Annotated in this window: 20 protein-coding genes, 7 pseudogenes and 1 riboswitch; of the genes and pseudogenes, 20 read left to right on the forward strand and 7 right to left on the reverse strand. The window is 60.9% G+C overall.

All coding sequences use genetic code 11. The features are described 5' to 3' along the window. Window positions 1-66: 66 nt before the first annotated feature. The 3 genes from NEI07_RS15985 to NEI07_RS15995 are packed head-to-tail and all read left to right on the forward strand — an operon-like array spanning window position 67 to window position 1,441. Complete coding sequence (locus NEI07_RS15985) at window positions 67-483, forward strand: heavy metal-responsive transcriptional regulator (protein ID WP_256035892.1); 417 nt, start codon at window positions 67-69, stop codon at window positions 481-483. After that, window positions 480-746: a thioredoxin family protein gene (locus NEI07_RS15990; protein ID WP_175095303.1), complete on the forward strand. Its 267-nt coding sequence runs from the start codon at window positions 480-482 to the stop codon at window positions 744-746. The genes NEI07_RS15985 and NEI07_RS15990 overlap by 4 nt, the downstream gene beginning before the upstream one ends. After that, window positions 746-1,441 (forward strand): cytochrome c biogenesis CcdA family protein, encoded by a 696-nt coding sequence (locus NEI07_RS15995; protein WP_256035895.1) that lies wholly within the window; start codon window positions 746-748, stop codon window positions 1,439-1,441. Before NEI07_RS15990 ends, NEI07_RS15995 begins: the two co-directional genes overlap by 1 nt. 412 nt (window positions 1,442-1,853) lie before the next feature. Here NEI07_RS15995 and NEI07_RS19780 read toward each other — a convergent pair whose 3' ends face one another. Next, window positions 1,854-2,264: a class I SAM-dependent methyltransferase gene (locus tag NEI07_RS19780; protein ID WP_407659926.1), complete on the reverse strand. Its 411-nt coding sequence runs from the start codon at window positions 2,262-2,264 to the stop codon at window positions 1,854-1,856. A 44-nt stretch (window positions 2,265-2,308) separates the two neighbouring features. On the opposite strand from NEI07_RS19780, the pseudogene NEI07_RS16005 reads away from it, so the two are divergent. From NEI07_RS16005 to NEI07_RS16020, 4 genes and pseudogenes are all read left to right on the forward strand, one after another. Then, window positions 2,309-2,437, forward strand: a pseudogene (locus NEI07_RS16005) (SOS response-associated peptidase family protein); the annotation flags it as partial. Between the two features lie 277 nt (window positions 2,438-2,714). Then, window positions 2,715-2,867 (forward strand): annotated as a pseudogene (locus NEI07_RS16010) (IS5/IS1182 family transposase); the annotation flags it as partial. Between the two features lie 223 nt (window positions 2,868-3,090). Next, window positions 3,091-3,546, forward strand: coding sequence for an adenylate/guanylate cyclase domain-containing protein (locus NEI07_RS16015; protein WP_256035899.1), 456 nt, complete (start codon window positions 3,091-3,093; stop codon window positions 3,544-3,546). A gap of 49 nt (window positions 3,547-3,595) precedes the next feature. Next, the gene (locus NEI07_RS16020; protein WP_256035900.1) at window positions 3,596-4,795 is read left to right on the forward strand and encodes a TonB-dependent receptor domain-containing protein; all 1,200 of its coding nucleotides are present in this window, start codon (window positions 3,596-3,598) and stop codon (window positions 4,793-4,795) included. Between the two features lie 733 nt (window positions 4,796-5,528). On the opposite strand, the gene petA is transcribed toward NEI07_RS16020, so the two are convergent. Beyond that, window positions 5,529-6,161: a ubiquinol-cytochrome c reductase iron-sulfur subunit gene (gene petA, locus NEI07_RS16025; protein WP_256035903.1), complete on the reverse strand. Its 633-nt coding sequence runs from the start codon at window positions 6,159-6,161 to the stop codon at window positions 5,529-5,531. 236 nt (window positions 6,162-6,397) lie between these two features. On the opposite strand from petA, the gene NEI07_RS16030 reads away from it, so the two are divergent. From NEI07_RS16030 to NEI07_RS16055, 6 genes and pseudogenes are all read left to right on the forward strand, one after another. Further along, window positions 6,398-6,697 carry a hypothetical protein gene (locus NEI07_RS16030; protein WP_256035905.1) on the forward strand — a complete coding sequence of 100 codons (300 nt, stop codon included), beginning with the start codon at window positions 6,398-6,400 and terminating at the stop codon, window positions 6,695-6,697. A gap of 226 nt (window positions 6,698-6,923) precedes the next feature. Next, a complete protein-coding gene (locus tag NEI07_RS16035) occupies window positions 6,924-7,388 on the forward strand; it encodes a copper-binding protein (protein WP_256035907.1) in 465 nt (154 codons plus the stop codon). Window positions 7,389-7,541: 153 nt separating this feature from the next. Then, window positions 7,542-7,757, forward strand: a pseudogene (locus NEI07_RS16040) (hypothetical protein); the annotation flags it as partial. Between the two features lie 653 nt (window positions 7,758-8,410). After that, window positions 8,411-8,764 carry a TolC family protein gene (locus tag NEI07_RS16045; protein WP_256035909.1) on the forward strand — a complete coding sequence of 118 codons (354 nt, stop codon included), beginning with the start codon at window positions 8,411-8,413 and terminating at the stop codon, window positions 8,762-8,764. Further along, window positions 8,761-10,335: an efflux RND transporter periplasmic adaptor subunit gene (locus tag NEI07_RS16050; protein ID WP_256035910.1), complete on the forward strand. Its 1,575-nt coding sequence runs from the start codon at window positions 8,761-8,763 to the stop codon at window positions 10,333-10,335. The genes NEI07_RS16045 and NEI07_RS16050 overlap by 4 nt, the downstream gene beginning before the upstream one ends. Then, window positions 10,336-13,506 carry an efflux RND transporter permease subunit gene (locus NEI07_RS16055; protein WP_256035912.1) on the forward strand — a complete coding sequence of 1,057 codons (3,171 nt, stop codon included), beginning with the start codon at window positions 10,336-10,338 and terminating at the stop codon, window positions 13,504-13,506. A gap of 259 nt (window positions 13,507-13,765) precedes the next feature. Here NEI07_RS16055 and NEI07_RS16060 read toward each other — a convergent pair. After that, window positions 13,766-14,008: pseudogene (locus NEI07_RS16060) on the reverse strand (transposase); the annotation flags it as partial. 284 nt (window positions 14,009-14,292) lie between these two features. Here NEI07_RS16060 and istA point away from each other — a divergent pair. Then, a pseudogene (gene istA / locus NEI07_RS16065) lies at window positions 14,293-15,340 on the forward strand (IS21 family transposase); the annotation flags it as partial. Window positions 15,341-15,360: 20 nt separating this feature from the next. Next, window positions 15,361-16,122 carry an IS21-like element helper ATPase IstB gene (istB, locus tag NEI07_RS16070; RefSeq protein WP_256035914.1) on the forward strand — a complete coding sequence of 254 codons (762 nt, stop codon included), beginning with the start codon at window positions 15,361-15,363 and terminating at the stop codon, window positions 16,120-16,122. A 75-nt stretch (window positions 16,123-16,197) separates the two neighbouring features. On the opposite strand, the pseudogene NEI07_RS16075 reads toward istB, so the two are convergent. Further along, window positions 16,198-17,028, reverse strand: a pseudogene (locus NEI07_RS16075) (transposase); the annotation flags it as partial. 159 nt (window positions 17,029-17,187) lie between these two features. On the opposite strand from NEI07_RS16075, the gene NEI07_RS16080 reads away from it, so the two are divergent. Together NEI07_RS16080 and NEI07_RS16085 are read left to right on the forward strand one after the other, a co-directional pair. Next, window positions 17,188-18,219: an IS110 family RNA-guided transposase gene (locus tag NEI07_RS16080; protein WP_256035916.1), complete on the forward strand. Its 1,032-nt coding sequence runs from the start codon at window positions 17,188-17,190 to the stop codon at window positions 18,217-18,219. A gap of 492 nt (window positions 18,220-18,711) precedes the next feature. Further along, window positions 18,712-19,014 (forward strand): thermonuclease family protein, encoded by a 303-nt coding sequence (locus NEI07_RS16085; protein WP_256035926.1) that lies wholly within the window; start codon window positions 18,712-18,714, stop codon window positions 19,012-19,014. A 93-nt stretch (window positions 19,015-19,107) separates the two neighbouring features. Here NEI07_RS16085 and NEI07_RS16090 read toward each other — a convergent pair whose 3' ends face one another. From NEI07_RS16090 to NEI07_RS16100, 3 genes are read right to left on the reverse strand one after another with little or no spacing between them, the layout of a single operon-like run. Further along, window positions 19,108-19,998, reverse strand: a complete 891-nt coding sequence (locus NEI07_RS16090) for a DUF1259 domain-containing protein (protein WP_256035918.1) — start codon at window positions 19,996-19,998, stop codon at window positions 19,108-19,110. A gap of 59 nt (window positions 19,999-20,057) precedes the next feature. Then, entirely contained in the window at window positions 20,058-21,434 is a 1,377-nt protein-coding gene (gene chrA, locus NEI07_RS16095; protein ID WP_256035920.1) for a chromate efflux transporter, read from the reverse strand. Continuing rightward, the gene (locus NEI07_RS16100) at window positions 21,431-22,258 is read right to left on the reverse strand and encodes a chromate resistance protein ChrB domain-containing protein (protein ID WP_256035922.1); all 828 of its coding nucleotides are present in this window, start codon (window positions 22,256-22,258) and stop codon (window positions 21,431-21,433) included. Before NEI07_RS16100 ends, chrA begins: the two co-directional genes overlap by 4 nt. 295 nt (window positions 22,259-22,553) lie before the next feature. Continuing rightward, window positions 22,554-22,758, forward strand: a riboswitch (cobalamin riboswitch). 121 nt (window positions 22,759-22,879) lie between these two features. Here NEI07_RS16100 and NEI07_RS19785 point away from each other — a divergent pair. The 3 genes and pseudogenes from NEI07_RS19785 to NEI07_RS16110 all read left to right on the forward strand — a co-directional run. Then, a pseudogene (locus NEI07_RS19785) lies at window positions 22,880-23,452 on the forward strand (TonB-dependent receptor plug domain-containing protein); the annotation flags it as partial. A gap of 12 nt (window positions 23,453-23,464) precedes the next feature. Continuing rightward, the gene (locus NEI07_RS16105) at window positions 23,465-25,252 is read left to right on the forward strand and encodes a TonB-dependent receptor (RefSeq protein WP_256035924.1); all 1,788 of its coding nucleotides are present in this window, start codon (window positions 23,465-23,467) and stop codon (window positions 25,250-25,252) included. Window positions 25,253-25,337: 85 nt separating this feature from the next. After that, window positions 25,338-25,494, forward strand: a 157-nt coding sequence (locus NEI07_RS16110) for a PepSY domain-containing protein (RefSeq protein ID WP_256035927.1), incomplete at its 3' end; no start/stop codon positions are given.

Consider the following 25,494-nt stretch of genomic DNA (forward strand, 5'->3'; position numbering starts at 1 on the left):
TCATCGGCGCTTGACCTTGGTGTTTGCTCGAAGGTTTATAAAGGCTGAAACGACCTGGAGCGCATTATGCACACCATTGGCAAAGTGGCGAGAATGGCTGGCGTCAGCGCCGACACGCTGCGCTACTACGAGACGGAAGGCCTGCTTGCGCCGGCGTCGAAAACGACGGCCGGCTACCGGCTTTACGATAATGACGCCGTACGCCGCCTCCGCTTCGTCAAACACGCGAAGGCATGCGGATTCACGCTGTCGGACATAAAGGAACTGTTGGCGCTGAAGCGCAAGGACAGCGCCTGCTGCGAGGACGTGCGCAGCCTGGTCATCGAGAAGAAGCTGCAGATCGAGGGCAAACTCGAGGCATTGCGAGCGATGTCGCGAGCGCTCGACGGCCTGATACACAGTTGCGAAGGCGGGCGGAATCCGACGGACGATTGCCCGATCCTCGGCGCGCTCGACGTCAGTCTGCGCGAGGCGTCCCGATGAAAGTGAAGATCGAGGTCATCGCAGCGCCAGGATGCAAAAATTGCGCGGCAAAACAGAGCGAACTGCGTGACGTGGCCGCGTCTCTTTTCGGCGAGGACAATTTGATCTGGCGCGAGGTCAACGTGCTCGACGAACTCGATTACGCCGTCGCGCTCGGAGTGCTCTCGATGCCCGCCATCGCCGTGAACGGCGAGTTACGCTTTTCGTCACTACCGACCCGCGACCACTTTAGGGCCGCGCTACGCGCTCTGGGCTCGCGCTGATGGACGCGGAAGCGCTTCGGCAGGCAGTGTCTCACGGCGGATTCGCGGCTCTGTGGGTTGGACTGGCTGCCGGTTTTGCTTTCAGCTTCAATCCGGTCGCCTTGGCGGCGATCCCTGTCTCCCTCGCCTATGTGACAAAGGCGCGCTCAAAGCGCCAAGCTGCGCTTTTTGGAGGTCTTTTCGTTTTGGGCATGATTCTCACCCACGTGGGACTCGGTTTGTTGGCCAGTCTGGGCGGTAGTTGGGTCCAATATCTCCTCGGTCGCGCATGGGGTCTGGCGCTCGGTCCTCTGCTTATCGTGATGGGGTTCATCTGGCTGGGATGGTTGCAGGTTCCGGCGCTCGCGCTGCCGGTGCGCGCCAAGCGCGCGACAGGAGCCTGGGGCGCATTTGCGTTGGGCATCCCTTTCTCAGTGGCCGTCTGCCCTTTTTGCACGCCGGCGTTGATCGTCCTGCTCGGCGTGGCCCTCAGCGTCGGGTCTCCGCTTTTCGGAGCGACGCTGCTGCTGGCGTTCGCCCTGGGTCGGGCGATTCCCATCATGCTCGGCGGTCTCGCCGTCGGCTGGCTGGAAAGCCTTTCTCGATTGCAAAGACTCCACAAGGCCATCGAAGCTATTGGCGGCGTTCTGCTGATCCTCGCCGGCCTCTATATGCTGAACGCCTATTTCATCGTCGTGCCCAGCTTGCCTATATGAGACGGCTCATCTGTCGTCACCGGGTTTCGAGACGGCCGGCGGTGGCAGGCTGCGAAACCCTCGCGAGGGCACGTCGAGCGCGGCGTTGAATATCATCGTCCTATTGGTCTCCCGTGTTCGTTTTCGGAGGCTTCGTTGCCGACACGGCGATAAAGGCTGGTCCTAAGGCCGTCGACCGACCGAGCCATAGATCGAGAGGCGCAAAGAGTTTGGCGGCGACCCCGCACGGCGGATAATGCACAACTCCTCGCGCCTCGACCACTTCCAGCCCCGCAGCATACAGGAGATTACAAATCTCGCCTGCAGTGTGGAAACGCGCGGCGCGCCAAGTCGGATGGCCAAGTGCGCCGCAGACGCGTCGATAGAAGACCCAGAGGCTCCAGCAACCGAGCTCGCCAATAACAACCCGTCCTCACCGCTTCAGCACGCGAGCCATTTCGGCGACCACTCGCTCGTCGTCACGAACGAAACACAGGACAGTCACGGCTACGACGAGGTCGAACGCTTCGTCGTCGAACGGCAGGCGCTCCGCCCGTCCATCCACGAGGCGGAGCGGCGCGCCCTCGTTTTCGAGGCGTCGCCGCGCGGCGGCGATCATCGCGGGGTCTGCATCAAGCCCGGTTACGATTGCGCCACGCCTTGCGAGCTCCATTGCGAGCGCTCCGTCGCCGCAGCCGATATCGAGCAGCGTCAAGCCAGCAACGGGGCCGAGAAGTTCAAGAAGCAACTGCTGCTCAAGAGCGTCGGTGATCTGTCCGAGGCGGCTTGATCGCCACCGGGCGTAGGATTTGGCCAGCGCCTCTCTCGGTTGCGCGCTGTTCATGAGCTGACCAAATCGTCATGCCTGCTCTGTTGACAAAATTCCTGAAAAAAGTCCTCAAAGAGCTTCTCGCGACCTTTAATGCTCGCGCCGAGACGGCCGCCGAAAAGCCGATATTTCGATCGGCGTTCAAGTCGCGCCGCTGCATCATTCCTGCAAGCGGCTTTTATGAATGGGTGCGACATGAAGTCGTATGTGTGATTGTCCGGCAGAGCCATCTGGCCGGACCTGCCGTCCCATCGGCAGCACCCTACGAGGTAGAGCGGGTCGGTGACGAGCCGTTCAAAAGCCCTCGGACAATGTATCCCGCCGTCTTGCGACGGATGTCGAAACCGCGAGGGGCCGATATTTCTGCCAGCATCAGGCGGATAGGGGCAAGGGTGGATGGCAAGGTCAGCGTAAGCGAATCTCCACCGAGTGTCGTCAAGAAAGAAGGGGCCAAAGATGCTGAAAGGCCTCAAACTGCGGTTCACGCTGACCGCAGGTCAGAAGGGCGATGCGCCGCAAGCCGCTGCATTGATCGAGGGATTGCCTGCGGAGGTCGTCATGGCCGATACCGCCTATGACGCCGATCACTTGCGTCACGTCATCGCCGCCAAGGGCGCGCGCGATCATGGCGCAAACTGACGCTGCTTCGATCACTCATGATTACGTCCGGTATTTGACGTCATCGAGCATTCTGCTGGGCGCAGAATTTGATAAGATAGTTTCAATCCTTATCGTCACTGCGGTGCTAGGTCTCGCCATGCGAAGAACCCGGCAGCTTATTCTACGGTGCGCGGTCGATCACGCCGCCGCGACCGAGTTATCTCGCTTTGTCGCAAGGGGAGTGGCGCAGAAAATCGCCCGCGCTGACTCATCGATCGAACCAGGACAGGCGGAATTGCGCTCGGCGGCGGCGCTCGTCGTCGACCTTCGCGGCTTCGCGCAGATCGCCCGCCTGCTCTCTCCAGAGGCCGTGATGGAGTTGCTCGGCGAATATCGGAAGCACGTTATACCGCTCGTTCAGCGACATGGCGGATTTATCGACAAATTCCTCGGCGACGGCATCCTCGCGAGCTTTGGCGCTATCGTCGCGAACGAGACTTATGCCGCGGATGCGCTCCGCGCCGTCGAGTCGATTGCCGCGGAACTCGCTGCGTGGCGTACAGCGCGCATCGAGGCCGGCCTGGTCGCGCCGGAAATTGGTATGGCGGTCTCTGGCGGCGATGTCTTGTTCGGGGCGCTCGGCGACAAGACGCGACTCGAGTACACAATTATTGGCGATGCCGTGCTGCGATCGTAGCGCCGTCGCAGTCGACGCGCCCTTCCTGGCGCCGACAATTTATTATCCGATGATCTACGGCGACGGGCGCGAGCGCCGTTACACAAATCTGATGCTTGCGTCGGGTTATGTTCAAGACCAGATAGCGATCACGAAGCATATCGACGTGATCGCAGGCGTGCGGTTCGATCGTTTTGACTTGAACTTCCGCGGCGCGGATTTCCCGCTGCCCCCGGGCGCAAACCCCGGCGACCAGGCCGCAGAAGAGGCCGAAGGCGAAATCGTCGATACGATTAATCAGACCATTCGAAATGTCACCAACAAATGGTCGCCGCGGCTCGGTCTTGTCGTCAAACCGAATGAAGATTTGTCATTCTACGGCGCTTATTCACGCTCATTCTTGCCTGCCTCTAGCGACCAATTCGTCGTGCTGACGCCCTCGCTCGCAGCGCTTGCGCCGCAGGGCTTCCAGAATTTCGAAGTCGGCATGAAATATCAGATCACGCCGCTGCTTCTGCTCACTACGTCGCTCTATCAGCTCAACCGGACAAATCAGCCGATTACGGTCCACGCGTTCAACGACGTCGCCGCGAATACCAGGACAAGAGGTGGAGAAATTGGGCTGGTAGGCTATGTCACCGACCAGTGGCAGGTCACCCTCGGCTATGGTCATCAGTCCGGCCGCGTGTTGAGCGCGAACGCCTTTCCCAATCCCGCCGACCCTTTCCTGATCTATCCGGGAAAAGTGACGCCCAACGTCCCGCGCGACACGCTCTCTTTCTGGAACAAATATGACGTGTCGTCGCTCTTTGACGACCGACCGGGCGTTTTTGGACTAGGGGCAGGCGTGATCTACAATGCCAAATTTTCCCCTGCGATTGACAATGCAGTCGTGGCGCCGGGCTATGCTCGCGTGGATGCGGCGGCCTTTTGGAAAATCACCAACGCAATCTCTGCGCAGCTCAACGTGGAGAACCTTTTTGGCCGGAAATCTTGTGCGGTGGCGACGGGGCGACGACAAGCACGGCCATGTAGGCCGAGACCCTACGCATCTGGTGATTTCATGATGGGCTCTCGATGTGCCCCAGGGCCGCATCACGAAACGCGAGGCCGACCCAGCTGTGCCGGATGGCACAAGCCGCTTGCTGACTCCCGATCAGCGTTCGCCTTCAGCCTTGGCAATCGCCTTTCATTAAGGGCTAGTATGTTTGATCGGAACCACCCTACTTCTCGTTGTCGCCTTGCTCGCTTCTGTTCATGCGCAGACTGAGGGCGCACATTGCTGCGCAAGGAAGCAGGACCAAAAGGAGCGGCGCCAGCCCCGCTGTCATGAGCCACCGCCAGTTGAACGTGAGGCCTGCTGCCACCACGACGATGGCCCACGCCATCCAGGCCCGTCGACCACCGAGATGGTGGCGGCCCGCCTGGACGAAGTCTCGCAAAAGCGACCTGCGCTCGCTGGCCCGTTGATCCTTTGTGCTCATGAATGAACTCCAAGTTGTCTACCGCCCTCACATGCATAAGCGATTTACTCCCGTAAGCGATTTGCTCCAACCAGCAGAGGCTTTGCAGCGCAACCCAACTAGCAATGCGTCAGAGAAACGTCGGCACCGAGGCTTCAAAATGATCGAAGCGGGAGCCGAGCTCGAACGTCTTTCCATAGTCGGCGTGACTTGGTGTCGAACGCCAAAGTTGTCAACCAGACTTCACCGATCGGACGCGATTATTGCGAATTTCGGGGCGTCTGATCCACAAGCTCTGGTTTGAGGGGTCAAGTTTGTGCAACCGCGTGTAGTGCCGGCCAAGCTCCTTTCGCGGCCGTGGGCGAGGCGCGAATTTACATCACGTTTTTCATCGGTGCCTTGTATAGATCAACGACAGCCGGTGAGCGCCGCGAAGCAAGCCGATTGCGGTGTTTGATAGAGGCGCGGGCAAACCAAACAGACTGCGTTGCTTCCCGAGGAGTTGAATTGTCCGGCCAGCGAACGGACTTCAACATCGGCCTATATTTGGACGACGGACGTGATCTCGAATTTCTCGCCTGGAGGATTCTCACCAATCCTCAGGATTCTGTCGCTGATCATCCGATACGGTGGCGTAGGGAGATTATAAGGCGCCGGGACGCCTTTGTAGACGCGGCCGGCCAAATCGAATTTCGAGCCGTGGCAGGGGCAGAAGAACCCGCCAGGCCACTCTGCGGTCGGCTCGGTGTCGCTCGGGTTCGGGTAATAGAGCGGAATGCAGCCGAGATGCGTGCAAACGCCGACAAGAACGGCATATGCCGGGTCGATCGAGCGATGCCAGTTCCGAGCGTAGCGCGGCTGCTGCAAGACTTCCGAATTGGGATCGGCAAGTTCGGAAATCAACGCCGGGTCCTTTAATTTCTCTAACGCCGCAGCCGGCCTGCTGAAGATGACCACGGGCAAGCCGCGCCAGCGCACGACGACCTTACCGCCAGGTTCCAGCCCGCCCACATCGACGTCAATCGGCGCGCCAGCGGCAACGCTGGCGGCGTCAGGGTTCAGCGCATCGATCAAAGGCCAGACCGCCGCTGCCGTCGTCACGGCGGCGCACACGCCGGTAGCAACGAAAAGAACGTCACGGCGGTGTGGCTCGGCTAAATCGAGATTTGTCATCCGGCGCTCCGCGTGAAAAAGTACGTTCACGTCGGGCAAGATTGGCGCCCACGGCTCAATGTTCAAGTGTCGCAAGCTCCAGCAAATTCGAACTGTCCTCAAAATCGGTCGCCTCGCTGCCGGTGGAAAAACGGCGAGGTGGCAACTTTCGACGCCTGCCCTACGTTGTCATCTCAGCCTCGTTCTGGCAGTCTCGTCCAATGCCTCGGTGGTTCGCGCTCACACGGACTCTTGCGATGCTGGCGATCCTTGGATTGATCGCCGGCTCCTTTGTTACGCCCGCGCGTGCCACTGCCGTCGGTTCGACCGCCATGACCATGGCGGACGACATGCCGTGCTGCCCCGACAAAACGGCGCCGAATTGCGCCAAGGGCTGTCCTTTGGCGATCATGTGTTTTGCCGCGAGCCTACCAGCGGCGGCAATTTCGGCTGTTGCCGCGCCGAACATCGCAAGGCTCGACGTTTTGTCACCGCTCGATGACGCGTTCATCGCTGGCGTCGGCGGCGCTCCTCCTCGAAGACCTCCGCGAGTCTAAGACATCGGGCGCTTGCGCCTATCGAGCCTCGGGCGGGTTGCGCTTCGCGGCTCGACAGCGGCTCCGCGCATGTTCGGCTCGTATTGAACCGGCGCGCATCAACCGCGATGTCCTTAGTTATCGGAGAAGTTTCCGTGGTCTCGGACCTTCCTGCCCGCGCCTTTGCGGCGGCCTCCGAATCCGATCAAAGGGCATCGTCGTCCTTCCATGAATTCGGGGATACAAAATGAAACGTTTCGCCATTGCCGCCCTGGCGGCGGTGACTTCCCTCTCCGGCCTCGCTCACGCGGGAGCCATCGATTTCACTTCGCGTTCGAGTTCCTATGCTGCGTCGCAAGCGCCGAATCGCGATGGTTGTTTCGTAACTCTTAACCCTACGGAGACGACACGCGGCATCCGCCACTGGCGTCCGTCATGTGACGAATGGTCCAAACGCATCGAAAAACTACAGGCGGCCCCGGGGGAAGCGCCGTGGGTGCGTGTCGTGGTGCGGAAGATCAATCTTCCCGCGAGTCGTATCACGGTTTCGCATGGGGCCATCCCACAAATCGACATGCCGGCGATGACGATAAACTTCCCGGTCGCCGATACAGCCCGCCTCGCCATGCTTCACAAGGGCGATGAAGTCGATATCCAATGCGAGCATCGTGGTGGCGTGGTCAAAGTAGTCAACTTCCGCATGGAAAACTGAGCTCCGAATGAGGCGAACCGGCTATGATCATGGTTTGATCATAGCCGGTTGGAGGCCATATCTATGTCGTCTCGCTTATCATCGGGCGCCGGCGCCTTCGTCCTTCTTTTCGTAACGAGCTGCGCTTTAGCGCAGGGCGATGACGAGGATTCGATGCCTGCCGCCAAACCGCAAAAAGCCGCCGCGGCTAAGGCCCGCGCCGGACGGCCCGCGGGCCTGGGCGCAACCGTCGAGAGCGTCCTTGCGGTGGGGCGCGAGCTCAATCCGGCGTTGCGCGCGGCCGCGCTCGAAACCGCCGCCGTCGCGGCCAAGGCCGCGGGCGCCGACAAGCTCGACGATCCAACGATCTCGGACAGCTATCAATATTGGCGCGACCCGAATGTTTTTAGCGGGCACGCGGTTACCGTGACGCAAGCCATCCCCTTGTGGGGGAAGCGCGATTTGCGGCGCGAGGCCGCGCTCGCCGATCTCGACGCCGCCCGCGGGCGCGAACAGGCGGCACGCGACGCGCTCGACGAGCGCATCAAGGTCGCCTTCGCGCAATATTACACGGCGAGTCGAGCGCTTGCGGTGAACCATGCGGTGATCGGCGTCATGCAAGCCATGCGCGCCGCCGCCGAGGCGCGTTACGCCGCCGGGACGGGCGATCAGGCGTCGGCCATCCGCGCGCTCGGCGAGGAGACGCAGGCGAAAATCGAAAGGGCGCGTTTGGAAGGCGATCGGGCGGCGGCGCGCGAAGCGCTCAACGCCTTGCTAGCGCGACCGCCCGGCGCTCCATTGGCCGAGCCTGCGCGGCTGCGGCCCATGCCCGCGGGCGAGCTCCCTACCGGCGCGCTCGTCGAACGCGCGCGCGACGCCAGCCCAACGCTCGCGACGAGCAGCGCTGAAGTCAGCGCCGCGCATAGCCGCGCCACGCTGGCGGGGAGAGCTTGGTATCCCGATGTAACGGTCGGGGCCGGGCCGCTGATCCAGACCAACAATCGTCCAGTCGGGGGGTCGCCACTGTTGGCGTCAACATTCCATTGCCATGGGGGCGAGAGGCCTCGGAGGAGGAGGCGGCCCAAGCGCAGGCGGGCGCCGCCGAGCAACACTTTGAAGCCAATCTACTCAGCGTGCAGAGCGCTCTGGCGGAAGCCCGCGAAAAGCTCAAAGCAGCGCAGCGCGCCGAGGCCCTCGTGGCCCACAAGGCGCTTCCCGAGGCGCAAGCGATGCTCAAATCAATGATGGCGAATTACGCCCAGGGACGCGGCGATCTCGCCGCCGTTCTCGAGGCGCAGCGCCGGGTCCACGATCTCGAGCTCAAGCTGCTCCAGCTCAGGGTGGACGAACAGGTTGCGCTTGCGGGAATCGAACGTCTGATTGGGGGTGACCTTTGAGACTCTCTCGTGCGCGCGGCGCGGCGGCGGTTATTCTCGTCGCGACAGCCGTTGGCCTCGGATACGTCCTGTGGTCCCGCTACGACTCGTTGCGACATCCCTCGATCGAGACGCCGGCAGGTGAGACGCCGGGCGCCGCCGAACACCAAGGGAAGGAGCCGGCGAAGGCGGGGCTCCATGATGCATCCGAACCCGCCCTCGCGCCCGTGACGTTGAGCGCGCAACGCATACAGAGCATCGGCGTGAAAACCGGCGTCGTGGAGCGCCGCATGGTCCATGACGATATTCGCACCGTCGGAAACATTGAAGCCGACGAAACGCGGCTCGCCGACGTAACGGTCCGCTTTTCCGGCTGGATACAGAAGGTCCATGCCGACGCAACCTACAAGACTGTGCGCAGCGGCCAGCCGCTTTTCACCATTTACAGTCCAGACGTCACCGCCGCCGAACAGGAATATCTCGTCGCGAGAGAATTAACGGCGCATCGCAGCCTGCGTGGCGCCCCGGCCGGGGCGCACAGCCTCACGTCGCTGCTCGCCGCCGCGACCGAGCGGTTGAAGCGCTGGCAAATTCCTCAGAGGGAAATCGGTCGATTGAAGAAGAGCGGAAAGATCAGTCGCGAGATCGAGATTGATTCTCCGGTTTCAGGGGTGATCATCAGCAGAAAGGCTTTCCCCAACGCCTATGCCGAGCCGGGTGCAAAGCTCTATACGGTGGCGGATTTGTCGACCGTCTGGGTCTATGCGGAAGTGTTTCAGAGCGACATCGGTCGCGTGAAGGTCGGCGACGCCGCCTCGATCACCGTCGACGCATATCCGGGCGAGCTCTTCCCGGCGCGCGTGAGCTTCATTTGGCCGGAAGTGGACCGGATGACGCGAAGAGCGCGCCTGCGCCTGGAGATTCCCAACCCGCAATCGAAGCTCTTGCTCGGGATGTTCGTGGACGTCCGCATCAACGCGCCGCTTGGCGAGCAGCTCGCGATACCGGCCGCAGGGGTGTTTCAGTCGGGGGCACGCAAGATTGCATTCGTCGATCATGGCGGCGGCTATTTCGAGCCGCGCGAGATCGAAGTCGGCGCGCGGGCCGGCGACGATTACATCGTGCTGAAAGGCTTGGAGCCCGGCGAGCGCATCGTCACGTCGGCCAATTTCCTGATCGATTCTGAGAGCCAGCTGCAGGCCGCGATGGGCTCCTTCGCGCCTCCGCCTCCCGGGGCGGGAGCGGCGGCGTCCATGAACGCGCCGCGTGAACAAGCGAGGCTCGACTACTCATCGAAACCATCCCCGCCGCGCGCCGGAAGTAACACATTCCAAGTGAAGCTCACCGGCGCCGACGGGGCTCCGATCACGGCGGCCGAGGTGACCGTGACCTTCTTCATGCCCGCGATGCCGGCGATGGGCATGGCCGCCATGCGCAGCGTGACCAAGCTGAGCGAGAAAGGCGGCGGCCTCTACGAGGGAAGGGGAGATGTCGACATGGGCGGGACCTGGCAGGTCACGGTCCTCGCCACCAAGGCGGGCCAGACCATTGCACAAAAGCAATTCTCGGTGATCGCGGAAGGGGGCATGTAAGTGATCGCTCGCTGGATCGACCTTTGCGCTCGCAATCGTTTCCTCGTCTTCACCGCCATACTGTTCCTCATGCTGGCGGGCGTCTGGTCGGCGCGCCGGATTCCGCTGGACGCTTTGCCCGACATCTCCGACGTTCAGGTGATCATTCATACGACATGGGTAGGCCAGCCGCCCAACATCATCGAGGACCAGGTCACCTATCCGATCGTGACCTCCCTGCTCGCGGCGCCGCATGTGAAGGCCGTCCGCGCCCAGACGATGTTCGGGGATTCCTACGTCTTCGTCATATTCGAGGATGGAACCGATCTCTATTGGGCGCGTTCTCGCGTGCTCGAATACCTTCAACAGATCGGCGGGCGTCTCCCCGCCACCGTTCATCCGGCGATCGGTCCGGACGCCACCGGCGCGGGCTGGGTCTATGAATATCTGATCGTCGATCACAATCACCGTCACAGTCTCGCCGATCTGCGCAGCCTTCAGGATTGGTTCCTCCGCTATCAGATCGAGACCGTTCCCGGGGTGGCGGAAGTCGCGAGCATCGGCGGCTTCGTAAAGCAGTATCAGGTCCGATTGGACCCGGCGAAGCTCCGCGCCTTCAGCATCCCGCTTGCGACGGTCATCGAAAAAGTCCGCGACAGCAGCAACGAGGTCGGCGGCAGGCTGATCGAGCTGCAAGGCGCCGAATATATGGTCCGGGGCCTCGGCTATCTGCAGTCGCTTTCCGATCTCGAAACCGTTCCTGTCGGCGCCAAGAACGGGACGCCGATTCTCGTCCGCGATCTTGGAACGGTGTCGTTCGGGCCAGACATCCGCCGCGGCGTCGCGGAGTGGAACGGCGAGGGCGAAACCGTGGGCGGAATCGTCGTCATGCGCCATGGCTTGAATGCGCTGGATGTGATCTCCGGCGTCAAAAAAAAGCTTGCCGCTATTGCCGCATCGCTGCCGCCGGGCGTGGAGATCGTCTCCGGTTATGATCGATCCGGGCTGATCGAGGATTCGATCCACACGCTCGAGCGCGATCTGATCGAGGAAGCGATCATCGTCAGCCTGGTGATCGCCGTCTTTCTCTTTCATTTTCGCTCGGCGCTGGTTCCAATCCTGATCCTGCCGATCGGCGTCCTCGCGTCATTCATTCCGATGTACTATCTTCAGATCAGTTCGAACATCATGTCTCTCGGCGGCCTGGCGCTGGCGATCGGGGTTCTGGTCGACGCGGCGATCGTCATGGTGGAAAACGGCTATCGGCGCCTCTCCGAAGCGCAGCATCAGGGTCGCGAAGGCGAATCCGTCCCACGCCGGATTTCTTCCGCCGAGAGGCGGAGAATTCTTCTCGATGCGGCCAAGCAGGTCGGGCCGGCGCTGTTCTTCTCGCTTTTGATCATCGTCGTCTCGTTCCTGCCGGTGTTCCTGCTCGAAGCGCAGGAAGGGCGAATGTTCCGGCCTCTGGCCTGGACCAAGACATTTGCGGTTGGCTTTTCGTCGCTGCTCACCATCACCCTGGCGCCGCCGCTGATGCTCTTGTTCATTCGCGGGGAGCTCAAGCCGGAGGCGGGCAATCCCGTCTCCCGGATAACGCAGGCGCTTTATTTGCCGGTTTTGAAACTTTGTCTTCGCTTTCCGAAGACGACAGTGCTGCTGAATCTCGTCTTCCTTCTCGTGACCGCTCCTCTTGCGTTCAAATTGGGAAGCCAGTTCATGCCGCCGCTCTTCGAGGGCGCATCCCTTTACATGCCGACGGCGCTCCCCGGAATCTCGATCGGCCAGGCGACGCAGTTGCTGCAGGAGCAGGACCGGATTCTGCGTTCTTTCCCGGAGGTGGCGAGCGTGTTCGGCTCGATCGGCCGCTCCGACAGCGCGACCGACAACGCTCCGCTCGACATGTACGACACCACGGTGATGCTGAAACCACGCAGCGAGTGGCGTCGGGGCTTAACCTATGAAAAGCTGATCTCGGAAATGGACGCCAGGCTGCAATTCCCGGGGCTCACCAACACCTGGACCATGCCCATCGAGAACCGACTGGATATGGAGCTTACCGGGATCAAGACCCCGGTGGGCATCAAAATCCAGGGACCGAGTCTCGAAGGCATCGAGACATTGGGCGCCCGCGTGCAGCAAATTCTTGGGCCCATGCCGGAAGCGAGGTCGGTCTTCGCCGAGCGCGTCGCGCAAGGATTTTATGTCAATATAGAGGTGAAGCGGGCGCAAGCGGCGCGTTACGGATTGACCATCGGCGACGTGCAGCGCGCCATCGCCTCCGGCATCGGCGGGGAAAATATCGCCCAGAACATAGAGGGACGCGAGCGCTATCCCATCTCCATTCGCTATGCGTCGGATTTTCGTGACGACATTCAAAAACTCGAGCGTGTCGTGATCGTCACGCCGACGGGCGCCGAAGCGCCATTAGGCGAACTCGCGAAAATTTCGTTTACGAGAGGACCGTCGATGATCCGAGACGAGGACGCAGCGCTCACCGGATACGTCTATCTCGATCTGAAGACGCGGGATTATGGCGGCTTCGTTTCGCGAGCCGACAAGCTCCTCAAGGAGAAGCTCCAACTGCCTGCCGGCTACAGCCTGAAATGGTCGGGCGAATACGAGTTCGAGCTGCGCGCGAAAGAGCGGCTGAAGATCATTTTGCCGCTCGTCTTCTTCGCGATCTTTATGCTGCTCTATCTGGTGTTTCACTCCGTGACCGAGGCGCTGGTGCTCATCTTTCCGACGCTCTATGCGATGACGGGCGGGCTGCTACTTCAGTGGCTGCTCGGCTACAATTTCAGCGTCGCCGTTTGGGTCGGCTACATCGCGCTATTCGGAATCGCGGTCGAGACCGGAGTGGTGATGGTCGTCTATTTGCACGAAGCGCTCGACGAAAAGCTCGCCGCCGGGTCTCCGCTCCAGCGCGCCGACATCGAACAGGCCGCCATCGACGGCGCCGTTCAGCGGCTGCGTCCCAAATTGATGACGGTCGCCGCCGTTTTGGCGAGTCTTACGCCGATCCTGTGGGAGAGCGGCGTGGGGTCGGACGTGATGAAGCCCATTGCGGCGCCGATCGTCGGCGGCATGATCACCTCTACGATTCATGTGCTGATCCTGGTTCCGGTGTTTTTCGTGATGCTGAAGGCGCGCGCCGTCCGACAGGGCACGCTCCAGGCTCCAGCGGAAGAATGAGCGTTTCGAGCCCAGCTTCGGATCGAGACGCTGATCGTCATACTATCGCAGCCCATGGAATTCCAGGCGACGCGGCGCAGCCGTACGAAATCCAGCACATAAAACAGGGCCTCAACGGCGGAACCTTCAATAAGGAGAAACAGGTGATGAAAAATCTTCATTTCCAACGGTCAAGACTCGGAGCGGCTCTTGCCGTCTCCGCGATCGTTGCCATCGGCTCGCAAATTTGGCTCTGACGCAGATTTGATGCAGGCCGCGATCAGTTCGCGCCGATGAGGCGCGCTTCGAGTAAATCGATTTTTGCGCGCCCATACATTTGTCGCTTCACGAGTTTGAGCTTTGTGATCTGACCTTCGGTCTGTCCGTTCGACCAAGCGGATATGATTGCGGCGCGCACAGCAGCCCTGTCTTTTATGACGCCGTTAGCCAAGGACGCGACGAGACTCAATTTTGCGTGCTCAATCCAGGCGTCGAGCTCCGCATCATGCTTCTTTCGGATCATGGTGCGTAATCCACGCGATCTTGAGCACTGATTCCAGACGATCGTGAGCGCTCAGTCCACGGGATCGTGAGCAACCTGTGGAAGGCTCCGGCGGGCGCGTTCGCCGACAATCCAGACGGCCTATGGCCCCCTCGTTCAACAGCGAGGGGTCCATGCCAACCGTAAGCGCTTAGCCGATCCCCTTCTGCCGAAAATTTTCTGATCATGCGAAGAAGCCCCTGCTTTTTAGGGTGGCTGTATGACCAGAGACGTCAAAATGGACGCCCAAATGGGCGTCTCGAAGGAAGCTGTTCGTCGCGGCCATGGGGGCGTCGAACTACATTTTTGCGCAGGCGCGGGCCAGCGAACAGATCGCCGACTGGATCGGCGCCCACGTCGACCTCTTCGCTTTTCTCGGCGGCGTGCCGAAGTTCGTCGTTTGCGACAATCTGAAGGCGGCCGTCACCAACCCGGATCGTTACGAGCCGGGTCTGAACCGCAGCTATCTCGAACTCGCCGATCATTACGGCGCGGCGATCCTGCCTGCGCGGCCCTACAAGCCACGAGACAAGGCCAAGGTCGAGCAATCGGTCCTGATCGCCGAACGATGGATCGTCGCCAGGCTGCGCAATCGACGCTTCTTCAGTCTCGCCGAACTCAACGCCGCCATCGCCGACCTCGTCCATGACATTAACGCCCGCCTGATGAAGGGCTTCAATGCCAGCCGGGCCGAGCTTTTCGCTGCGATCGACAGGCCAGCCCTGAAGGAGCTGCCGGAGGCAGCCTTACGCCTTCGCCGTTTGGAAGCGCTGTCGCGTTGCCCCCGATTACCATGTCGAGGTCGACGGCCATTGGTATTCCGCGCCGTTCCGATTGATCCGCGAACTGGTCGACGCGCGCGTCGCCGACAAAACGGTCGAGATATTCTTCAAAGGCCAGCGCGTCGCCAGTCATCTGCGCGCCCCGAACCGGCGCGGCCATACGACGCTTCCCGAACACATGCCAAGCGCCCACCGGCGCCATGCGTCCTGGACGCCGAGCCGACTCGTCGCCTCCGCCGAAAAAATCGGCCCGTCGGCCGCCGCGCTTTTCGAGGAGATCATGGCCGCTCGCCCGCATCCCGAACAGGGGTTTCGAACCTGTCTCGGCATCCTCGCCCTGACGCGGACCTATGACAACGCGCGAGTGGACGCCGCCTGCCGACGAGGCATGTCGATAAGGGCGCGCTCGGTCGCCTCCATCCGCTCGATCCTCAAAAACGGCCTCGATCGCACTTTCCTCGACGAGGGAGAGCGCTCGGAGCGCGAACCCGTGCGCCACGGCAACATCCGCGGCCGCGACTACTTCCACTGACCAGAAAAGGAGACCACGCAATGCTCGCCCACCCCACTCATGAGCGCCTGATTGCCCTCGGCCTAGCCGGCATGGCCAAGGCTTTCGAGGAGCAACGGCGATCGCCCGATATCGCCGCCCTCTCTTTCGAGGAGCGGCTCGGCCTAATGGTCGATCGCGAGGCCGCCGAGCGCGACACAAAGCGCCTCGCCACGCGCCTCAAGTTCGCGGCCTTGCGGCAGAACGCCGTCATCGAGGATGTCGACCTACGAACCCCGCGCGGCGTCGACCGCGCTCTTTTCCAGAAGCTCGTCGCCGGCGACTGGATCGATCGCGCCGAGGGGCTTCTGATCACCGGGCCGACCGGCGTCGGCAAAAGTTGGATTGCTTGCGCGCTCGGCCACAAGGCCTGTCGTGACGGGAAAAGCGTTCTCTATCATCGCGTGCCGCGCCTCTTCGACGCGCTGGCTCTCGCTCGCGGCGATGGGCGCTATCTCCGTCTCCTGAAAACGCTCGCGCGCGTGCAGCTCCTGATTTCGGACGATTGGGTCCCGTCGGCGCTCACCGAAACCCAGCAGCGCGATCTTCTCGAAATCCTCGAAGATCGCCACCAACGCGCCTCGACTGTCGTCACCGGTCAGGTTCCGGTCGAGCAATGGCACGAGATCATCGGCAATCCGACGCTCGCAGACGCCATTCTCGATCGCCTCGTTCACAACGCTCATCGGCTTCCGCTGACAGGGGAAAGCATACGCAAGCTCTCAGCCAAAAAGCGTCTCCTTGACGCCGACGCCAAGGCCTGAATCAATGTCGCCGTCGGCGACGCGCCAGCCGCTCACGATCGCGTGGAACGCGCGCTCAGCATCCGTGGAATGCGCAATCATGGCGTGGAAAGCTGCGATGACGCTTCGCGCTTCGACGAGCAGCGGGACGCCGCTTTCTATCGCCGCAATCGTTACGGATTCTGACTTGGAGAGCGTGTCGCGACCTGTCGTCATCAGCCGCGCAATGGTTCTGGCGGAAGGGACGCGGCGCAAGCTTGAAGTATCAGCTTTCTCGGCCCGACGCCGCCGTCCAGCCCATTCGGAAGCAACCCGCAAACATCCCCGGAATCCCTGGCTCTTCAGACGCCGCCAAAGCTCGGAACCGCTGTGAAGGCCTGCGGTCCATTGCGCGTCGAGCCAGGGCAGATACGGCTCCAAAGAACTATCGCGCGTTCGGAATACGTCTGAACGCTGGCCGCGCAGAATCCTGCGCACGAGTCCCCGGCTATGCCCGGTCTCCCGTACGATCTGTTTGATCGAGGCTCCATTCTTGGCGCGCACCAGGATGGCGGCGTCCGCATCCTCCCGCCGCAGATATCCCTCGTATTGAATACGATCAGCGGCGGTAAGCAGATCCGGATCGACGGTCGCCGCGCCGATTGCGGAGCGGATTTGACGCATCGATTTGCGCACGGCGTCGAGGAAGGCATGGCTGGCGTTCGCCATCAGATGCCAGCGATCGGCGACCTGCGTCGCCTGCGGTAACGCCTTGGTGGCGGCCAGCGAATAGGCGCCGCCGCGGTCACGCGCGACAATGGCGATCTGTGGCTGAGCGGCCAGCCACGCCTGCGCGGTCGCGGGCTCCCCGTCGGGCAGAAGACGGATGGGCCGTCGTCGTTCGAGATCGCAAATGATCGTTCCGTAACGCTGATTGCGCTTCCACGCTGCAGACTGCGAGGCATGGCGTTGATTCCTTCATGAAACCAACACGAGCCGGCACCCGGACTTCATCAAAAGTGATGGGTTAGAACGGCCCGATTGATCCGCAGCGGCTCGGAACTATCGTGGCCGTTGGAAGTAATTCGAATCAAAGGGGATCATTCCATGGATATCATCGCCACCATCGGGTTGGACTTGGCCAAGTCCGTCTTTCAGATTCACGCCATTGATTCTTCCGGCGACGTTATCGTGCGTCGCGCCTTGCGACGGGCACAGTTGTTGGACTTCTTTCGTAAGCTGTCGCCTTGTCTTGTCGGCATGGAGGCCTGTGCAAGCGCCCATTTCTGGGCTCGCCACATTCGAGCTTGCGGTCACGATGTTCGCATTATCCCGCCAATTTACGTCAAGGCCTACGTCAAACGCAGCAAGACTGATGCAGCCGATGCGGAAGCGATATGCGAGGCGGTGACGCGACCGACCATGCGCTTTGTCCCGATAAAGACTCCAGAGCAACAAGCGGCTGGCATGGTATTGAAAACCCGCGACCTCCTCGTTCGCCAGCGAAGTCAGACGGCAAATGCTTTTCGCGCGCATATGTCGGAACTAGGCGTTGTCGCCGCCGCAGGGATGGCGAGTCTTGCGAAACTTGCAGAGGCGATTCGCGATCCAGAGTATCGCGATATTCCCGAAGTTGCGCGTCAGGCTCTCCTGGAAATGGTCGAGCAAATCGATACTCTCTCCGTCAGGATCGAACGCCTTGATCGCGATATTCTGACATGCGTGAAGGAAGACGAAACTGCCCGACGTCTGACCACCATCCCGGGCGTTGGGCCAATTATCGCCGCCACTGTCCGAGCCGCGGTGCATGATGCTCATGGCTTCCGAACGGGGCGCGATTTCGCCGCCTGGACAGGATTGGCGCCAAGAGCACACTCTAGCGGCGGCAAGGAGCGGCTCGGATCTATCTCGAAACGCGGCAACCGGCAGCTCAGAACGCTTCTGATTGTCGGAGCAACGTCCATAATCAAACTGGGCAAGCGTGGCGTGAAGCTGCCCCAGTGGCTAACAGGCCTCATCTTGCGTAAGTCTTACAAACTTGTTGCGGTCGCATTGGCCAACAAGATGGCAAGGATCATCTGGGCGCTGCTAACGAAAGGCGGCGTCTACAAAAAGTCGCCAGTCGCCATCGCGGCCTGACCAAACATAGGTTTCCGACAGGAAGCTGTCGGCCAAGCGCAAAGGTGCCGAGATAGGGATGAACCACAAGGGACGCCATCCCGGTGTCGGCCAGACCGTCTGACTCACTGCGCCTCGAGCGCGTAAAATTGATTAGAGTCGCCGATATCGCGGAACTCATCGTGGCCAGCGGTCAAATGCCCGCACACAAAGGCCGGACATATGACTGCACCGTCCCGCGGAGTTCACTTCTCACAAAGCGCCTTGCCAATCGGGCCGTTCCACATTGAGTCAGAGCCAAAATTGCACGCCGAATAACAGCCTGCCTCGCCGACATCGTGGGGCGAGCCTCGGTCGTCGACGGCGATACGATCGAGATCCATGGACAGCGCATCCGCCTCCATGGGGTCGACGCTCCCGAAAGGGGCAGCCGTGTTTTGATGCCGCAAACCAGACCTATCGCTGTGGACAGAAGCTGCGTTGGCCTTGGATGAGTTTATCGGACAGTCGCCCGTGTCATGTCGAGAAAAGGATGTAGACCGCTATGGGCGAACCGTCGCTGACTGTCGGGTCCGCGGTGAGGACATCGAGCTTTGGTTAGTAAGAAGCGGCCATGCGTTCGCGTATCGACGTATTCGTCGGACTACATTGCCGCGGAGCAGGAGGCCAGGAACAATCGTCGCGGTATATGGGCAGGACATATATGCAGGCACCTTGGGAATGGCGCAAAGAGCAACGCGACGCCATTCGATAGCCTGGGCTGCGGCTTCACCTCCTCCAGCGCCGCTGCAAGGGAACCTCCTCACCGTGCATTAACGGCGGCGCGTTTTGCCGATGTGGGGAAGCTCGCCGATGCGCGATGCGCAGAAGCATCGCCACCTGAAAGATCGGCGTTCGCGTTCGTCAGATTTACTTTCTCGAGACGTTCGTCTTGTCGAGCGCTGCCCGCAGGGCTACAGCGAGTTTGACCGCGTCATCATGCGCCCAGAAATGCACGTAAAACGTCCGCGGTTCTTCGTTCAGCATGTGATTGTGAATAGCGGCGACTTCGATTCCATTGGCGCGCAGCGCGGTTGTCAGCTCGACGACTTCGCTACCCAGCGCCGCGATATCGCCCGCGATCGCAGCTTTGCCGTCACCCGTTGGCTGAAAATTGATCACATTCGCTGATCCCATTGACGAAGGCACGACCATGTCACCCTCAGCCACTCTGTCCGCGCGAGGGATGCTGAACTGATAGACGCCACCATTCACCTTGCCCTTTGTGCCGAGAGCTTCGTCGATCTTGGCGGCGTCGAGATCGAGTGGCGGCAGGTCGCGCGAGGGCGCGGCGCTTGGCGCTGGCGGCGTCTTGGTAAGGGCGAGCGCGGCGCGAATTGTTTCGGCCAATTTGCTCGCCTCGCCATGGCCCGCGACGTGCATGTAGAAAATCGGCGGCGACGCTCGCAGAAGATGATTGTGAAGCGCCGTGACCTGGATACCTCCCCACAGAAGTGTCGTCATGACGGGGTTCGCCTCCGATTCCGTCACGACGAGATCGCCCATGATCGCTGCTTGGCCGTGCGCAGGCCTGAACGCCACCCAGCCGCCGAGCGCAAGGGCGGACTTGATCGTCACGCCATCGACAACGACGTTCAGGTCTGAGCGCGGGAAGCCATAGCGATAAACGCCATCCGCCTGCGCAGACGTTCTGGCGAAAATGGCGTCGACCTGCTTGGCGTCGAATTCGCCGGCCGCTACCACAGAAGCGAGAAGAGAGCAGCCGAGCGCCGCTACTTTGAGAACTACCTTGATCTGCATGTCACATCCTCCCAGCGACGGATATTGATTGAGAAGGCGGCCGTCCAAACGCCGAAGGGCTATGCACCGAATAGATAGAGCAGCACGCCCGCCGCCATGCAGGCGGCGAGCGTCTGTAACATCCCGACGTTGAAGCGGAACACTGCGATCATCGCGCCAGCTGTAAGAAGTAGCGCCCAAGGATTGACGCTCGCTAGCACGGGAGCCGCAAATGAAAGCCCAAACCCGTGCACCGCTACGACTTCGCCAAACAGAACATGGATTGCGAACCAGATCGCAAGATTGAGGATAACGCCAACGACTGCCGCCGTGATCGCTACGAGCGCGCCGGCGAGCGCCTTGTCGCCGCGCATCTTCTCGACAAAGGGCGCTCCAAGGAAAATCCACAAGAAGCACGGTGCAAAGGTCACCCATGTCGTAAGCAGCCCGCCGAGCGCGCCGGCGATTAACGGCGGTAATGCGCCTGGTTGGCGATAGGCCGCCAGAAATCCCACGAATTGCAGCACCATAATCAAGGGCCCAGGCGTGGTTTCCGCCATCCCAAGACCGTCGAGCATTTCGCGCGACTGCAGCCAATGGAGATTGTCGACCGCCTGCTGCGCCACATAAGCGAGCACCGCATAGGCGCCGCCGAAAGTCACCATGGCCATCTTGCTAAAGAAGACCGCGATCTGGCTAAAGACGTTGGCCGGCCCGAGCAATGCAAGCAAGGCCGCGACGGGCGCAAGCCAGAGAATGAGCCAAATCGCTGCGACCTTTAGCGCGCTCACGACCGAAGGCGTGGCAAGCGCGCAAAACCCGTCCCCAAGCAGACTGCCGCCGTCAGCCGATGCGTTCGCGCCGCCGTGTCCGCCGCCGGCGAATTGTGAGAGCTTAGCCCTACCACCGAAATATCCAATCAGACCCGCGCTCAGGATGATCAGCGGGAACGAAACGTCGAAAAAGAAAATCCCCACGAAGGCGGCGACGGCGAGCCCTTGCATGATGCGGTTCCTGAGAGCCCGCTTACCGACGCGCAGCACCGCCTGCAGAACGATCGCCAACACGGCGGCCTTCAGTCCGAAGAACGTGGCCGCGACGAAACCGAGCTTGCCAAGGAGCGCATAGATGATGCTTAGCGCCATGATCGCGACAGCGCCCGGCAGGACAAACAACCCTCCCGCCATCACGCCGCCGCGCGTCCCATGCATCAGCCAACCCACGTAAGTGGCGAGTTGCTGCGCCTCGGGACCAGGAAGCAACATGCAATAATTGAGCGCGTGCAGGAAACGCGTTTCAGAGAGCCAATGCTTCTCTTCAACCAGAACCCTGTGCATCAGCGCGATCTGGCCGGCGGGACCGCCAAAGCTCAGCAGAGCGATACGCGCCCAGACGCCCAACGCCTCCCGCAACGAGACGCCGTGATCCGCCGCCTGAATTTTCGTCGGCGCGTTCATGTGGTTTTCCCGGATTTGGTCGCAGGCCAGTTGTGCGGCTCGCCTGTCGCATCGCGACACCATCGATAGAAGGCGTCATAAAGCGCCAGTCCGGCATCAAGCTGGTCAAGATCGTCGGGATACATGCGCGATAGTCCGAGCGAGGCGGCAAGAAGTCCCGCCGCCTCTGGCGCGAGATCAGGCCGCGCCGTATCCGCGCTGCGCACGATGACCGAGAGCCTTTGCAGCGGCTCCAGGGCGAGCCCCCACTCGTCCAGCATCGTATCGAAGGTGCAGCACTCGCCGCGATGACTCCAGAAGGCGCCATCGATATCGAAGGGAGCGGCGGAAAAACGTTCGGCGACGCCTTGAACCTCCGCCGCCGAGACGAACAGAAAGACGGCGGCCGGATCGACGAAACGACGGATCAGCCAGGGACAGGCGATCCGATCAACCTTTGGGCGCGCGCGCGTGACCCATACGGTGCGCCCCAATGCGTCGCGCGGCGGCAAATTAGCCTCTGGCACGAGCGGCCCGTTCGATTGCGCCCAGGCGACATGTCCTCCGATCAGCACCTCGGCTGAATCTGCGCCGGCATGCCGCAGCCAGGCGGCGACACCTTCGCCGAGATCGTCGCCTTTCTGGTCAATGACGATGGCAGCGCGGCCGGCAATTTCGCCGGCCCATTCGGTAACAGAAGCGTGAGGGCGTCGCGCTGCCCCGGGAACGAAGCGTGGATCGCTTTCCCAATCCCCGTCGGTCCGCACATCGATGAGCGCAGGACAATGTGGAACGCCGATGAGGCGCGCGAGCTTATCGGAAGAGATGGCGTTGATTGACGACATGGCGCGCCCCTGGTGAAAAACCGGACGCGATTCTTGGGCATGTCGCCTCGTGGGGAGATCGCTTCCCCATGCGGTGAAGTTACATCAGACCCTGCCGCTAGTGTCAATAAGGTCTCAATGTCTCGCCGGGCTTGGATCATCGTCGCCGACGTCAGACCTGTTGACGTGCGGACACATTCTGCAACGGATCTTCGGGCGGCCCTGACCGTGGATCTATCGGCGGGGCGTTTTTCACGCCAGATTGACGGCAAGCGCCCATACAGAGCATGTCGCCTTGACTCATTCTCCAGTTTACCTTTTTATCGGCGGTGATGGTTCCCTTCGGGGATCAAAAGGGAATGCGGTGAGTACGCGCATGCGTGCGATTCCGCGGCTGCCCCCGCAACTGTAAGCGGCGAGCTTTAGGACCAAAAAGCCACTGGGGAACAAACGCTCCCTGGGAAGGCGGTCCAAAGCGATGACCCGTGAGCCAGGAGACCTGCCGTCATTCGTGGTCACGCGCGAAAGCGTCGGGCGGGGTGCACCGAGGCGGTCGAATTCTGTCGCAAGGCGCGTTGAACGCCGATTGACGGCATAGACCTTTCGCAGTGACGGCCCACGTTGCTGCGAGTCCATGCTCACATGTTCCGCCCTTCCGCTATCGGCGTGTCCGCCGGCGTGTTCACTCTTTTTGTCTCCTCCACATCTGCTCTGGCGCAACAGGCCTTGCCTACGATCGATGTTGGCGCGGGCGCCAGGCGCGGCGCAGTTCGCGCCTCCGCGCCTCGCCCCGTGAATCCCGCGCCAGCCCTTTCGCCCGTCGCGGCCGCGACGGCGCTCGTCCAGCAGGCGCGCCCGCCCGAGAAGCCGTTCGCGAAGGCCATTCCCGACAATATTCCAGCCGTCGTCCAGACCATCACCGCGAAGCAAATCACTGAGCAGGTCAACGCCTCCAACGCCGTGGAAACGCTTCGATATCTTCCCAGCATCGAAATCGTCGAAAAATTCCCCGGCGATCGTTTTCAGGACATCCAGGGCCGCACGACCGGGCCCTTCCAGCCCATGCACAATCTGGTTTACGCGGACGGAATCCTGCTGTCGGCTTTGCTCGGCAATAGTTCGTTTACGCCGCGATTTCAGATGGTCATGCCGGAAGAGATTAGCCGAGTCGACGTCATCTACGGTCCTTACTCCGCGCTCTATCCCGGCAATGCGATCGGCGGCGTCGTGACCTTCACCACCAAGACGCCCGAAAAATTTGAACTCCACGCCAAGCTGCAAGGGCTTCTTTCGCCCTACGATCAGTACGACACTCATCAAACCAATCCGGGCTATACTGGTAGCATTTCGATCGGCGATCGAATCAACGATTTTTCCTGGCGCGCCGGTTACGGTCGTCTGCTTACGCACGCTCAGCCGATTTTCTTTTCGAGCGCCGTCACGCCGCGCGCCACAGCGGGAACGCCGGTTTTCGGCGGGTTCTTCGACCGCGACCGCCAAGGCTTACTGCGCGGGGTGTTCGGCGCTGGGCCAATTCAGGTCACCGAGCAAAACACCGGCAAACTGAAACTCGCCTATGATTTCGGGCCGCGCGCCCGCGCATCGTACACCCTCGGCCTGCTGCATCTTGCGGACGATTTTACTGCGCAGAGCTATATCAACAACGTTGCGGGAGTCCCCGTCTTCAATACGCGCAATGGCGTGATCAATTTTCATGGGATCAACTACCCTCTTTCAGGCCTCAATCCAGGCAGCGTTGAGTATTTGCACCTGATGCAAGGAGCCGAGCTGAAGACCGAGACCGGCGGCGTTTTCGACTTCGATATTGTCGGAAGCTCTTATGACATTCTCAGAGACGTGGGCGTCACCGCGCAGAGGTTCGGGGTCAATACGTCAGGCCAGACGCGGGAGATCAGTGGGACCGGCTGGAAAACAATGGATATGCGGGCGATTTGGCGTCCGGAACAGAATGTCCTTGGTCTCCATGAAATCTCGTTCGGGGGGCACTTCGATCAGTATGCTTTAAAGCAATATCAGCAAAATACTCCCGTGTGGTGGTCGTCATGGTCATACGAGCAGGCCTCAAGATCTGTCGGCAAGACACAAACCGAGGGCCTCTATGTTCAGGATGTCTGGTCATTGTTTCCAGATTGGAAACTCACCGTCGGGGGGCGCCAGGAGTTTTGGCGCGCCTTCGAGGGCGCCAACGAAAACAAGCTCGGCACAACCAAGAATTATGACGAACGGGCGGCTTCCGCCTTTTCACCCAAGGCCTCACTGGCCTATCAGGCAACGCGCGAATTACTTTTGCGCGCCTCCTACGGCAATGCCCATCGTTTTCCGGGCGTGACCGAACTGTTTCAGCGGATCACCAGCCCGACTGGCATTCTCATCAACAATCCAGACCTAAAGCCCGAGCAAGTCGATTCCTACGAACTCTCGGCCGAATACAACTTTGGCAAGCACGCTGCGCATCTCGCCTTGTTCCACGAGGACAGGTGGGACGCGATCACTTTCCAGACCGATGTCACAGTTGTGCCCAATGTCTCCAGCTCTCAGAACGTACAGAAAATGCGTTTCAATGGCGTCGAAGGCGCCATCGGTTTGAAGGACGTGCTGTTCGATGGCTTCGACATCGACGCAAACGCGACATACATCGATACGCAGATCGTGGCGAATTCCAAGTTCCCTTTGTCTGTAAACAAAGATGTTCCGCTGATGCCGAGATGGCGGGCCAAGATCGTCGGAACCTATCATCCGACCGACACGCTGACCTTATCGGCAGGGCTGAGGTACCGATCGTCATCCTATTTTCAGCTCGATAATTTCGACGTCAATCATGAAACCTGGGGCGGTGCGAGCCGATATCTCATCCTCGACGCCCGAGTCACCTACAAATTCGCGCCGAATTGGACCGGAGTCGTCGGCATCAACAACATCGGCCGTTACAAACAATGGCTCTTTTCCCCTTATCCGCAGCGGACCTTCTTCGCCGAGCTGCGGTACGACTATTGAGCGCAGCAGATGCCCGACGCGGCCTCCATAACGGGAAATCCCCGGAAGGTCCTTCTTCGATGCTGAAGAGTATGGAGAGAACACGATGACCCGAAGCTTCTGGGTGTCGCTGCATCGGTGGGCTGGTCTGAGCATGGCGGGGTTTCTGATCCTCGTCGGACTAACCGGTAGCCTGCTCGCTTTTGGTCACGAGTTGAATCATTGGCTGACGCCAAATCTCTACCCGGGTCCACATGCAGGGA

The sequence above is a fragment of the Methylocystis suflitae genome, assembly GCF_024448135.1.
GTDB lineage: Bacteria > Pseudomonadota > Alphaproteobacteria > Rhizobiales > Beijerinckiaceae > Methylocystis > Methylocystis suflitae.